This window comes from Hylemonella gracilis ATCC 19624, from assembly GCF_000211835.1.
Taxonomy (GTDB): domain Bacteria; phylum Pseudomonadota; class Gammaproteobacteria; order Burkholderiales; family Burkholderiaceae_C; genus Hylemonella; species Hylemonella gracilis.
The window spans coordinates 24,231-36,873 of record NZ_AEGR01000055.1 but is presented as its reverse complement, the minus strand read 5'-3'; the positions used below and the strand labels follow the sequence as shown (position 1 = coordinate 36,873).

The window sequence follows — 12,643 nt, the reverse complement described above, 5'->3', positions numbered from 1 at the left end:
CGGTGGTTCAGCTGCAGAGGTTGATTTCCACGGTGACGTGGGCGATTTCCTCGTGGATCGCGAGGGCCGTCTTCACGCGCTCCGGCGTCAGCGTTCGGTCGTGCGTGACCAGGGCCAGCGCCACGGCGTAGGCGTCCTTGCCGACGCGCCAGACATGCAGGTCGGTCAGCTGCGTTTCGCCTTCCTTGAAATCGGCCGTGATGGCCTCGCTGATTTCGGCGACCACGTCGTGGTCCATCTCGCAGTCCAGCAGCACCTTGCCGGTGTCGGCGATCAGCTTGCGCGCCCACATCACGATCAAGACCGCGCCCACCAGGCCCATGACCGGGTCCAGCCAGGCCCAGCCGTGCATTTGGCCGCCCATCAGCGCCACGATCGCCAGCACGGAGGTCGCGGCATCGGCCACCACGTGCAGGTAGGCCGACTTCAGGTTGAGGTCGTGGTGATGCGGATGCTGTCCCTCATGGGCGTGATGGCTGTGCCCGTGGGCGTGCCCGTCATGGTCATGGTGCGTGTGCCCGGCGCGGTGGAGTATCCAGGCGCACAGCAGGTTCACCAGCAGGCCGATGACGGCGATCGGGATGGCTTCCTGGTACAGGATGGGCTTGGGTGACCAGAGGCGGTCGATGGAGCCCACCACCATGAGGGCCGCCACGCAGACCAGCAGCAATGCGCTGGTGTACCCGGCCAGCACCTCGATCTTCCAGGTGCCGAAGGCGAAGCGGCGGTCGCTGGCGTAGCGCCGCGCCGCGGCATAGGCCAGGGCGCTCAGGCCCAGCGCCAGGGCGTGCGAGCTCATGTGCCAGCCGTCCGCCAGCAGGGCCATGGAGTTGGACCACCAGCCCGCGCCGATCTCGACGGCCATCATGGCCAGGGTGATCCACATCACGGCCTGGGTGCCGCGCTCCGCCGAGGCGCTGTTCGTGCTGAACACATGCGCGTGCCGCCATTTGGAAAGATCGTGGGTGTGCATGGGCTGTACCTCGGCGCGAGACGGGTCGGAACGGCGTGCTCGGTTTACCCGGCCAGCTTTTTCTTCAGCAGGTCGTTGACCTGCTGCGGGTTGGCCTTGCCCTTGCTGGCCTTCATGGCCTGACCCACCAGGGCGTTGAAAGCTTTGTCCTTGCCGGCTTTGAACTGGGCCACGTTGTCCGGGTTGGCGGCGATCACCTCGTCGATGATTTTTTCCAGCGCGCCGGAGTCGTTCATCTGCTTGAGGCCTTTGGCTTCGATGACGGCAGCTACACGGGCTTGCGGATTTGAGGAATCCCCACCTAGCCAGAGCTCATCCAGTACTTGTTTCCCTGCGTTGTTGGAGATGATTCCGTCATGAATAGATCGGATCATGTCGCCCAGGATTGCCGGAGTGAAGCCGCGAACTTCGAGCTGTTCGATATCTATGCCTTCGGCGTTCAAGCGCTTTGAAACCTCGCCCATGATCCAGTTTGCTGCTAGCTTGGGTTGCTGGCAACGCTCACGGGTCATCTTGTAGAAGCGAGCAATGGCGCGACTTTGCGTCATCTGCACGGCGTCGTAAGCTGGTAGACCGTCTTCTTCTTGGAGGCGCTTGGCCAAGTCGTTCGGAAGCTCGGGCATCTGCGCTCTCACGCGCTCGATCCACTCGGGCGCGATCACCAGCGGCGGCAGGTCCGGGTCGGGGAAGTAGCGGTAGTCTGCCGCGTCTTCCTTGGTGCGCATGGCGCGGGTCTCGCCCGTGTCGGGGTCGAAGAGCACCGTGGCTTGCTGGATGGCGTGGCCGTCCTCGATCTGCTCGATCTGCCAGCGGATCTCGTAGTCGATGGCTTGCTGCATGAACTTGAAGGAGTTCAGGTTCTTGATCTCGCGGCGCGTGCCCAGCGGTGCGCCGGGCTTGCGCACCGAGACGTTGGCGTCGCAGCGGAAGCTCCCTTCCTGCATGTTGCCGTCGCAGATGCCGATCCAGGTCACGATCTTGTGCAGTTCCTTGGCGTAGGCCACGGCTTCCTCGCTGCTGCGGATGTCGGGTTCGGTCACGATCTCCAGCAGCGGTGTGCCCGCGCGGTTGAGGTCGATGCCGCTTTGCCCGATGAAGTCTTCATGGAGGGACTTGCCGGCGTCTTCTTCCAGGTGCGCGCGCACGAGGCGCACCGTCTTCTTCTCGTCGCCCAGGTAGAACGACACTTCGCCGCCTTGCACGACCGGGATTTCGAACTGGCTGATCTGGTAGCCCTTGGGCAGGTCGGGGTAGAAGTAGTTCTTGCGCGCGAAGATGCTGCGCGGCGCGACGTGCGAGCCCAGGGCCAGGCCGAGCTGGATGGCGCGTTCCACCGCGCCCCGGTTCATCACCGGCAGGGTGCCGGGCAGGGCCAGGTCCACCGCGCTGGCCTGGGTGTTGGGCTCGGCGCCAAAGGCCGTGGGCGCGCGGCTGAAAATCTTGCTCTCGGTCGAAAGCTGGGCGTGCGTCTCGAAGCCGATGACAACTTCGTAGCCTTGGATCAACTTGCTGCTCATGGTCAGAAACCCGCGGGGGTGCGAAGGTGGAAATCGGTGGCCTGCTGGTAGCGGTGCGCCGCGTTGAGCAGCTTCGCTTCCTGCAGGTAGTTGCCGATCAGCTGCAGGCCCACGGGCAGGCCGCCGTCTCCGAAGCCGACCGGCAGGCTCAGGCCCGGCAGGCCCGCGAGCGAGGCGGGCAGGGTGTAGATGTCGGCCAGGTAGTCGGCCACGGGGTCGTCACCATGGCCGCCGATCTGCCAGGCCACGCTGGGGGCGGCGGGGCCGGCGATCACGTCGCAGTGCTGGAAGGCGTTCTGGAAATCGTCGGCGAGCATGCGGCGGATCTTCTGCGCCTGCAGGTAGTAGGCGTCGTAGTAGCCATGGCTCAGCACATAGGCGCCGATCATGATGCGGCGCTGCACCTCCTCGCCGAAGCCTTCGCTGCGGCTCTTCTTGTACATGTCCAGCAGGTCGGTGTAGTCCTTGGCGCGGTGGCCGAACTTCACGCCATCGAAGCGGCTCAGGTTGGAGCTGGCTTCGGCCGGGGCGATGATGTAGTAGACCGGAATGGCCAGCTCGGTGCGCGGCAGCGAGATCTCGACCAGCTTGGCGCCGAGCTTTTCGTATTCCTTCAGGGCGGCGTCGATGGCCGCGCGCACGTCGGCGGCCAGACCTGCGCCGAAGAATTCCTTGGGGATGCCGATGCGCAGACCGTCGACCTTGTCGTTCAGCCCGCGGCTGAAGTCCTCGGCGGGCAAGTCGAGCGAGGTGGAGTCACGGTCCAGGTCCGGCCCGCACAGGGCCGACAGCAGCAGGGCGCAGTCCTCGGCGGAGCGCGCCATCGGCCCGGCTTGGTCCAAGCTGGAGGCGTAGGCGATCATGCCGTAGCGGCTGGCGCGGCCGTAGGTGGGCTTGATGCCGGTGATGCCGCAGAAGCTGGCGGGCTGGCGGATGGATCCGCCCGTGTCGGTGCCGGTCGCGGCGGGTGCCAGGCGCGCGGCCACGGCGGCGGCACTGCCGCCCGAGGATCCGCCGGGCACGCGAGCCGGGTCCCAGGGGTTCTTCACCGGGGTTGCCGAGGAGAAACCGACGGCCGGCACGGCCACGGCTTCGTTGGACGAGCCCATGGCGAATTCGTCGCAGCTGAGTTTGCCCAGGGTGACGGCGCCCGCGCCGGGGCCTTGGTCGGGCGCGCCCTGGCCGAGTCGCGCGACCACGGTCGCGTCGAAGGGCGAGCGGTAGCCGGTCAGCATCTTGCTGCCCGCGGTGCTGGGGAAGTCCCGCGTCACGAAGATGTCCTTGTGCGCGATCGGCACGCCCAGCAGGGGCGCGCTGTCGCCCGCGGCGAGGCGCGCGTCGGCGGCGCGGGCCTGGGTCAGCGTCGCTTCCTCATCGACGGCGAGGAAGGCGGCCAGGTTCTGGTGGGTCTTGATGCGCGCCAAAAAGTGCTGCGCCGCCTCGACGGCGGACACCTTTTTCTGACGCAGTTGCGCGGCTAGCTGGGCCACGCTGAGTTCATGCAAATCGCTCATGCTCGGTCTTGTTCTTGGAGGTGTTCAGAAACGGGACAAATCAGCGTTAATTGATGCGGCATCACTCGATGACCTTGGGCACGAGGAACAGCCCCCGTTCCACGGCCGGGGCGCTGCGCTGATTGGCCTCGCGTTGGTTGGCCTCGCTGGCGCGGTCCTCGCGCAGACGCAGGGCTGCTTGCGCGGTCTCGGCCTGACGACCGGCGGCCTGGTAGGCGGCGGCCATGGTCGGGTGCGACAGGGGCTCGATGCCGGTGGTGTCCACCGCGCGCATCTGCTCGACGATGGCGAAGAAGCCGTTGATGCGTTCGCGCATGCGTTCGCCCTCGGCGGGGCTCAGTTCCAGCCGGGCCAGGCTGGCGATGCGCGTGATGTCGGCGGAAGTCAGGGACATGGCGAAAACCGTGTTGAGGCAGAGGTTGGGCAGGGCGGTTGCCGGAGCGCTCGGGCACGCAAGCGGCTTGCTTGAGCGTCCAAGGGGTGGATGGCAGGCTTGAAACCGCGTGTAAGCGGTGTAATTCCTGGGCTCATCCCCGTTCCGGCGGGCCTGGCGCAGCCTGGGCGCGCACAGGGGATGGGGTATTATCCCGCCTTCAAGGACACCCGCGGCACCCAAAGGATAGAGCAATGTTTGAAGCGTTTCGCCAGTATTTCTCGACCGACCTGGCGATTGATCTGGGCACGGCCAACACGCTGATTTACGCCCGTGACAAAGGGCTGGTGCTCAACGAACCCTCGGTGGTGGCGATTCGCCACGAAGGCGGCCCCCAGGGCAAGAAATCCATTCAGGCGGTCGGCCACGAAGCCAAGTCGATGCTGGGCAAGGTGCCGGGCAACATCGAGGCGATCCGCCCCATGAAGGACGGCGTGATCGCCGACTTCACCGTCACCGAGCAGATGCTCAAGCAGTTCATCCGCATGGTGCATCCGCGCAGCATGTTCAAGCCCAGCCCGCGCATCATCATCTGCGTGCCCTGCGGCTCGACCCAGGTGGAGCGCCGGGCTATCCGCGAATCGGCCCTGGGCGCTGGCGCGTCCGAGGTCTACCTGATCGAGGAACCCATGGCCGCCGCCATCGGCGCGGGCCTGCCGGTGTCCGAGGCTTCCGGCTCCATGGTCGTGGACATCGGCGGCGGTACCACCGAAGTCGGCGTAATCTCCCTGGGCGGCATGGTCTACAAGGGCTCGGTCCGCGTGGGGGGCGACAAGTTCGACGAAGCCATCATCAATTACATCCGCCGCAACTACGGCATGCTGATCGGCGAGCCGACCGCGGAACTGATCAAGAAGGACATCGGCTCGGCCTTCCCAGGCAGCGAGGTCCGCGAGATGGAAGTGCGCGGCCGCAACCTGTCCGAAGGCGTTCCGCGCGCTTTCACCATCTCCAGCAACGAAATCCTGGAAGCGCTGACCGATCCGCTGAACAACGTCGTGTCCGCCGTCAAGAACGCGCTGGAACAGACCCCGCCCGAACTCGGCGCCGACATCGCCGACCGCGGCATGATGCTGACCGGCGGCGGTGCGCTGCTGCGTGACCTGGACCGCCTGCTGTCCGAGGAAACCGGCCTGCCCGTGCTGGTGGCCGAAGACCCGCTGACCTGCGTGGTGCGCGGCTGCGGCATCGCCCTGGAACGCATGGACCATCTGGGCGCCATCTTCACCAACGAGTAAACCGGACTCATCGAACCCGTCTGATTCGCGGGAAAAAGGTCTCACACCCCTATGGCGCTCGGTACGCTGGACAGATCGCCACCGCCCTTCTTCCGCCAAGGCGCTTCCGCCCTGTCTCGGCTCTTGCTGGCTGGCGCGCTGTCGCTCTTCCTGATGGTCGCGGACACCCGCTTCCAAATCACCGGTCCCCTGCGCACGGTGATCTCCGCGGTGGTCTATCCCCTGCAATGGGCGCTGCAACAGCCCGTGCAGTGGAGCCGTGACCTGTACGAAGCGGCGCAAGACCTGCGTTATGCCCGCGACCTCGCCGCGCACAGCCAGGAACTGCTGCGCCAGCAGACGCCCCGCGTGCTGAACCATGAACAGCTGGCGCTCGAAAACGAGCAATTGCGCCGCCTGCTCGATCTGCGACCGCGCTTGTCCACGGCCAGCCAGGCCGCGCAGGTGCTCTACGATGCCGCCGATCCTTATGTGCACCGCGTCGTCATTGACCGCGGCTTGCTGCACGGGGTGAGCGCTGGCGCTCCGGTCATCGATGATTCCGGTTTGCTGGGCCAGGTGACCCGGGTGCATGCCGCCCTGGCCGAGGTCACCCTGGTCATCGATGCCGCGCAGGCCACTCCCATCGTCAACACGCGCACCGGTGTGCGCGCCGTGGTGTTTGGCGAGCCTGATCGTCAAGGTGGGCGGCTTGAGCTGCGCTACATGGCCGTCGACGCCGATGTGCAGCCGGGCGACCTGCTGGTGACCAGCGGCATCGACGGCGTCTACCCCGCCGGCCTGCCGGTGGCGCGGGTCAGCCGGGTGGAGCGCCGCCCCGCGGCAGCCTTCGCCCAGATCTTCTGTGAACCGCAGGCGCGGGTCGACGGGGCCAGCCAGGTGCTGGTGCTCGAGTCCCTGGCCGGCCGAGTGCCGCCGCGGCCCGCAACGACGGCGCCCGCGCCGGGCACACCGCGCAAAGGAGGCGGATGATGCTCAACGTAGGCCAACAACTGCTGCTGCCCGCCAAGCCGACCTTCATCTGGGGCAGTCTCGTGGGCGCCCTGGCCCTGGGCATGATGGGCAATTTCGTGCTCTGGGGCCGAGCGCCCTGGGCGCCGGACCTGCTGGCCCTGACCTTGGTTTTCTGGGGCGTGCACCAGCCGCGCCGCGTGGGCATGACGGGTGCCTTTCTGTTTGGCTTGCTGATGGACGTGCACCAAGGCAGCGTGCTGGGTCAGCATGCGCTGGCCTACTCGGTGCTGAGCTTCTTCGCCACGGCCGTGCATCGGCGCATCCTTTGGTTTCCCGTGTCCGGGCAGGCCCTGCAGGTGCTGCCTATCATGGCGGCGGCGCATCTCGTCACCCTGGCGGTGCGCATGATGCTGGGGGGCGAGTTTCCTGGGTGGTCCATGTTCCTGGCGCCCCTGATCGAGGCCTTGCTTTGGCCCGTCGCGACCTTGCTGTTGCTGCTGCCGCAACGCCGCGCGCCTGATCCAGATGCCAACCGGCCACTATGAGATGTCCGCGCGTCAACCTTGCACAGACCGCTGTCTACCGTACCGGCTTGGCCCGGTGCATTGCTCGCGCCGGGTGCGGCCCGTCGGTGAACCAGCGTCAGCGTGCCTGAATGGGTGAGTCATGGCCCTGACCGAGCTGCGCAACGTCGAGGCGGACCTGCACCGCTTCCGCAACCGCGCCCTGGTGCTGGCGGGGGTGATCGCGATCTGCTTCCTGCTGCTGATGGTGCGGCTGGTGTACTTGCAGGTGTTTCGCCATGCTGAGTTGCAGGCCCAGGCGGAGGTGAACCGCACCACCATCGTCCCGCTGACACCTGCGCGCGGCCTGATCCTTGACCGCAACGGCATTCCGCTGGCCACCAATTATTCGGCCTACACCCTGGAAATCACGCCCGCCCAGGTGGATGACCTGCCCAAGACCATCGACGAGCTCGCTCAGCTGGTGGACATTTCCCCGCGCGACCGTCAGCGCTTCCGCCGACTGATGCAGGAAAGCCGGGGGGTTGAATCGCTGCCCATCCGCATCCGCCTGACCGATGAAGAGGTGGCGCGTTTCACCGTTCAGCGGTACCGCTTCAAGGGCGTGGAACTGCGCGCTCGCCTGCTGCGCAATTACCCCTGGGGAGAATTGGGCAGCCACGTCGTGGGGTACATCGGGCGCATCAACACCAGCGAGAAGCGCCGCATCGAAGCCTGGCCCGCCGAGGAGCAGGCCAACTACCGCGGCACCGACTACATCGGCAAGCTGGGTGTGGAGCAAAGCTTCGAAAAGCAGTTGCACGGCCAGACTGGTTTCGAGCGCATCGAAACCTCGGCGGGCGGCGTGATCATGCGGACGCTGGCGACCAAGCCAGACAAGCCGGGTGACAACGTGCTGCTGTCCATCGACATCAAGCTCCAGCACCTGGTCGAGCAAATGTTTGGCGACCGTCGTGGCGCGTTGGTGGCGATGGACCCGAACAACGGTGAGATCCTCGCCTTCGTCTCCAAGCCGACCTTCGATCCCAACATCTTCGTTGAAGGCGTGGACCAGGAATCCTGGCAGGAACTGAACGAGTCCATCGAGAAGCCCTTGCTCAACCGCGCCTTGCGGGGCATTTACCCGCCCGGTTCGACCTACAAGCCCTTCATGGCCCTGGCCGCCCTCGAACTGGGCAAGCGCGACCCGAGCGCCACCATCGTGGACTCGGGTTCCTGGACTCTGGGCGGCCACACCTACCGCAGCCACGGCGACTTCGGCTTGGGCGTGGTGGATTTGTACCGCAGCATCGTCAAGTCCAGCAATGTGTATTACTACGCCCTGGCCAACGACCTGGGCGTGGAAGCCATCCATGACTTCATGAAGCCGCTGGGCTTCGGCCAGATCACGGGCATCGACATCCAGGGCGAGGTGCGAGGCGTGCTGCCCAACCAAGAGTGGAAGCGCCGTGCCTTCAAGCAACCCAGTCTGCAGCGCTGGTTCGCTGGCGAGACGATTTCACTCGGCATTGGCCAGGGCTACAACACCTTCACCATGCTGCAGCTGGCCACGGCGACGGCCACGCTGGCCAACGATGGACTGCGTCAGCGCCCGCACTTGGTCATCGGCACGCAGGACCCGCAAACCCTGCGCATGCACGAAACCGCCAAGACGCCGCCTCAGAGCCTGGGCTACAACCCGCAGAACCTGGAGGCGGTGCGTCGCGCTCTGGTGGGCGTGACCCAAGAAGGCACCTCGGCCCGTTCTTTCGCTGGCGCCAAGTACCTCAGCGCGGGCAAGACCGGCACGGCCCAGGCCGTGACCATCAGCCAGAAGGACAAGTACGACGCCCGCAAGCTGGAAGAACACCAGCGTGACCACGCCCTGTACATGGCCTTCGCCCCCGCCGATGAGCCGCGCATAGCCGTGGCGCTGGTGGTCGAGAACGCGGGTTGGGGCGCCGAACAAGCCGCGCCCATCGCCCGGCGCGTGTTCGATTACTGGCTATTGGGCCAGTACCCCAGCGTGGAAGACCTGTACGCCGTGAGCCAGGGGCTGGCCGCTTACCCGATTGGCCGTCCGCGCCTGGCCGCCGAGGTGGCGTGGCCACCGCGCAGCATCGACGACGAAGTCAAGGCCCTGGGGGGCTTGAAGCGCGCCTGGTTCCAGAAGCCGCCCGCGCCCTCGCCGCAAGAGCGCCGCGAGTCGGTGCTGACCGAGGTGACCGGTCCGGGTCAGGCCGCCCAGCCTGTTCAGACCCAGTTGCCTCAGCCCGAGTCCGTGCCCGTGGTTCCCGCACAGGAAGTCTTCATGGACGGCCCTGCTGGGCAATAAGCGGCCCAGCTGCCGGCCTGGTGCGTACCGGGCACGGGCACTGGGCTTGGTCGGGGCCAGCTCGGGCCCTCACACTTGTGGGGCGAAGCACCTCAGCATGGACAGCGCGAGGCCCGCGACAGGCGTGTCAGGGCCAGAAGGCGTCGCGCCCCGTCTTGAGGATCAGCGCGACCACGACCACGATGAACACCCCGCGCACGAAGCCCGCGCCATGTTTGAGCGCGAGCCGGGTGCCCAGCAGGCTGCCCGCCACGTTGGCCAGGGCCAGCACCAGCGCGACATGCCACCAGACATGGCCTCGTAGGCCAAACAGCACGATCGCCGCCACGTTGCTGCAGACATTGAGCAACTTGGCGTGGGCCGAGGCGTGCAGGAAGTCGTACCCCAGCAGGCGCACCATCAGGAAGATGAAGAAGCTGCCCGTGCCGGGGCCGAAAAGGCCGTCGTAGAAACCGATCAACAGACCGATGCTGCCCGCCACCACCGCCTCGGCGCGGCCCGCGTAGCGCGGCGCGTGCGCCCGGCCCAGGTCCTTGCGGGCCAGGGTGTAGAGCAACACGGCCAGCAGCACCAGGGGCAGCAGCTTGCGCAGGAAGGCCGTGGAAATCAGCGTGACCAGCCAGGCGCCAAGGAAGGAGCCGATCAGCGTCAGCGCCATGGCCGGGAGCAGCGCGCGCCAGCGCAGCTCCACCCGCCGCGCGTACTGCGTCGCCGAGAACGCGGTGCCCCAGACCGAGGCCGATTTGTTGGTGCCCAGCAGGGTGGCGGCGCTGGCGCCGGGGTAGGTGGCGAACAAGGCGGGCACCAGAATCAGGCCACCGCCGCCGACGATGGCGTCCACGAAGCCAGCCAGCAGCGAGGCCAGCGAGACAAACAACAATTCCATGGGAAAAATGTAACAAGCGACGCCCTTGCGGCCGAGGCCAGCGGGCTGTGAGGGGAGGGTGTGTGGAGCGAGGGCCTCGGAAGGCGTGGCACGACAGCCAGCAATAAAAAAGCACCGGGCTTGCGCGCGGTGCTTTTGCAGAGCCATCTGCTGTGGATGGTAACTTTATTTTGTTTTCTAGTTCAACAAGCCAGTGTCGTCCTCGGTTCCTCGCGTCTGCGGCAGCTCGTCTGCCGCACCTTGAGTGACGTGACTGTAGGCCCGGGCACCAATTGAGGGCATCGGGATTTTCCCGTGCGCGCGTTTGCCCTAGCCCCGCCCAATTTCGGGCTCTAGCGCTGTCCCCGGCGCAGCAGTTCGGCCAGGCGCTCGGCGATCATCAGCGTGGGCGCATTGGTGTTGCCGCTGGTGATGAGGGGCATCACGCCGGCGTCGGCGATGCGCAGGCCCGTGACGCCGCGCACGCGCAGTTCCGCGTCCACCACGGCCATCGGGTCCGCATCCGGGCCCTCCACACGCCCCATCTTGGTCGTGCCCACGGGGTGGAAGATGGTGGTGGCGATGTCGCCCGCGAGGCGCGCCAAATCCGCGTCGCTCTGATCGGGTCCGCTGGGCGGCAGGCCGGGTTTCCATTCCTCGGGCTGGTAGGGCGCGAGTGCGGGCTGCGCCACGATGCGCCGCGTCACCCGCAATGATTCGGCCGCGACCTGTCGGTCCTCCGGCGTGGACAGGTAGTTGGGCGCGATGGCCGGGGCGTCTTCGAAACGCGCGCTGCGGATGCGCACCGTGCCCCGGCTGGTCGGTTGCAGATTGCAGACGCTGGCCGTGAAGGCGTTGAAGCCGTGCAGGGGTTCGCCGAAGGCGTCCAGCGACAGCGGCTGCACGTGGTACTCCAGGTTGGGCCGATCCAGGCCAGGGCTGCTGCGCGTGAAGGCGCCCAGCTGGCTCGGGGCCATGCTCATGGGCCCGCTGCGGCGCAGGGCATATTCCAGCCCGATCTTCAACTTGCCCCAGGCGCTGTCCGCCAGGGTGTTGAGCGTGAGGCCGCGCCGGTCCTTCGGGCCCCGCACCTTGTAGACCGCGCGGATCTGCAGGTGATCCTGCAGGTTGGCGCCCACGCCAGGCAGGTCCTGCACCATGGGCACGCCGTGTTGCTGCAAGAGCGCGCCGGGGCCGAGGCCCGAGAGCTGCAGGATCTGCGGCGTCCCGATGCTGCCCGCGCACAGGATGAGCTCGCCCGTGCCGTCCCGCGGCAAGCGCGCGGTCACCTGTTCGTGCCCCGTCCAGACCTGCGCACCCACGCAGCGCGGCCGGCCATCGGCGCCGTCCTCGAACAGCAGGCGCGAAACCTGGGCCGAGGTCCACAGCTCGAAATTCGGGCGGGCGTAACAGGCGGGGCGCAGAAACGCCTTGGCGGTATTCCAGCGCAGGCCGTTCTTCTGGTTGACCTCGAAATAGCCCACGCCCTCGTTGTTGCCTCGGTTGAAGTCCTCAGTGGCGGGAATGCCGGCCTGCTGGGCAGCGCGCGCGAAGGCGTCCAGCACCTCCCAGCGCAGGCGCTGTTGGTCCACGCGCCACTCGCCGCCGGTGCCATGGAAAGCCGCGAAAGCCGGGTCGGCGGCAAACGGTGCGTCCTTCGCACGCTGGCCCACCGGGTCGCCCCGGTAATGGTCTTCATGCCGCTTGAAGTAGGGCAACACCTGGTCCCAGCTCCAGCGCATGTCGCCCGTGAGCCGGGCCCACTGGTCGTAGTCCCGTGCCTGGCCGCGCATGTAGATCATGCCGTTGATGCTGGAGCTGCCGCCCAGCACCTTGCCGCGCGGGTAGCGCAGCGCACGGCCATTGAGTCCGGCGTCCGGTTCGGTCTGGTAGAGCCAGTCGGTGCGCGGGTTGCCGATGCAATGCAGGTAACCGACGGGGATGTGAATCCAGTGGTAGTCGTCCTTGCGACCGGCCTCGATCAGCAGCACTCGCTTGGATGCATCGGCGCTCAGGCGATTGGCGAGCAGGCTACCCGCCGTGCCCGCGCCGATGATGATGAAGTCGAAGGTGGTCTCGCTCATGGATGTTGTCGTTTGAATCAATGCTCAGAAAGGCAGCCAGCGGAAAAGATCGCCCCAACTGCGCGCTCAATCCCGATCTGGTCGCCTTGGCTTACATCGTCGCGATCATTCGCGGGTCGGCAACACGATGGGGTTCGCTCATGGGCGGGGCTTGCTCAGGCCGTGCATGCCTAGAATGAACGGGATCATACGCACTGCACTTGACCGTCATGAGCCAGGAGAGGCCA

Annotated in this window: 10 protein-coding genes; 4 read left to right on the top strand and 6 right to left on the bottom strand. The window is 66.6% G+C overall.

Features of this window, described 5'->3' with window-relative positions; translation table 11 throughout:
• Positions 1 to 7 precede the first annotated feature (7 nt).
• The 4 genes from dmeF to gatC all read right to left on the bottom strand — a co-directional run bounded on the left by dmeF (position 8) and on the right by gatC (position 4,398).
• Positions 8 to 973 carry a CDF family Co(II)/Ni(II) efflux transporter DmeF gene (gene dmeF, locus HGR_RS08210; protein ID WP_006297735.1) on the bottom strand — a complete coding sequence of 322 codons (966 nt, stop codon included), beginning with the start codon at positions 971 to 973 and terminating at the stop codon, positions 8 to 10.
• A gap of 44 nt (positions 974 to 1,017) precedes the next feature.
• Positions 1,018 to 2,490, bottom strand: a complete 1,473-nt coding sequence (gatB, locus tag HGR_RS08205) for an Asp-tRNA(Asn)/Glu-tRNA(Gln) amidotransferase subunit GatB (RefSeq protein WP_006297734.1) — start codon at positions 2,488 to 2,490, stop codon at positions 1,018 to 1,020.
• A 2-nt stretch (positions 2,491 to 2,492) separates the two neighbouring features.
• Positions 2,493 to 4,004 (bottom strand): Asp-tRNA(Asn)/Glu-tRNA(Gln) amidotransferase subunit GatA, encoded by a 1,512-nt coding sequence (gene gatA, locus HGR_RS08200; protein ID WP_006297733.1) that lies wholly within the window; start codon positions 4,002 to 4,004, stop codon positions 2,493 to 2,495.
• A gap of 61 nt (positions 4,005 to 4,065) precedes the next feature.
• Positions 4,066 to 4,398, bottom strand: a complete 333-nt coding sequence (gene gatC, locus HGR_RS08195) for an Asp-tRNA(Asn)/Glu-tRNA(Gln) amidotransferase subunit GatC (RefSeq protein WP_006297732.1) — start codon at positions 4,396 to 4,398, stop codon at positions 4,066 to 4,068.
• A 233-nt stretch (positions 4,399 to 4,631) separates the two neighbouring features.
• On the opposite strand from gatC, the gene HGR_RS08190 reads away from it, so the two are divergent.
• The 4 genes from HGR_RS08190 (at position 4,632) to mrdA (ending at position 9,467) form a co-directional block, all read left to right on the top strand.
• The gene (locus tag HGR_RS08190; RefSeq protein WP_006297731.1) at positions 4,632 to 5,675 is read left to right on the top strand and encodes a rod shape-determining protein; all 1,044 of its coding nucleotides are present in this window, start codon (positions 4,632 to 4,634) and stop codon (positions 5,673 to 5,675) included.
• 51 nt (positions 5,676 to 5,726) lie between these two features.
• Entirely contained in the window at positions 5,727 to 6,647 is a 921-nt protein-coding gene (mreC, locus tag HGR_RS08185) for a rod shape-determining protein MreC (RefSeq protein WP_006297729.1), read from the top strand.
• Positions 6,644 to 7,174: a rod shape-determining protein MreD gene (gene mreD / locus HGR_RS08180; RefSeq protein ID WP_039852955.1), complete on the top strand. Its 531-nt coding sequence runs from the start codon at positions 6,644 to 6,646 to the stop codon at positions 7,172 to 7,174. The genes mreC and mreD overlap by 4 nt, the downstream gene beginning before the upstream one ends.
• A gap of 121 nt (positions 7,175 to 7,295) precedes the next feature.
• Complete coding sequence (gene mrdA, locus HGR_RS08175) at positions 7,296 to 9,467, top strand: penicillin-binding protein 2 (RefSeq protein WP_006297727.1); 2,172 nt, start codon at positions 7,296 to 7,298, stop codon at positions 9,465 to 9,467.
• A 127-nt stretch (positions 9,468 to 9,594) separates the two neighbouring features.
• On the opposite strand, the gene HGR_RS08170 is transcribed toward mrdA, so the two are convergent.
• Together HGR_RS08170 and HGR_RS08165 are read right to left on the bottom strand one after the other, a co-directional pair.
• Positions 9,595 to 10,353 (bottom strand): TSUP family transporter, encoded by a 759-nt coding sequence (locus HGR_RS08170; protein WP_006297725.1) that lies wholly within the window; start codon positions 10,351 to 10,353, stop codon positions 9,595 to 9,597.
• 332 nt (positions 10,354 to 10,685) lie between these two features.
• Positions 10,686 to 12,416 carry a GMC family oxidoreductase gene (locus HGR_RS08165; protein WP_006297724.1) on the bottom strand — a complete coding sequence of 577 codons (1,731 nt, stop codon included), beginning with the start codon at positions 12,414 to 12,416 and terminating at the stop codon, positions 10,686 to 10,688.
• Positions 12,417 to 12,643 lie beyond the last annotated feature (227 nt).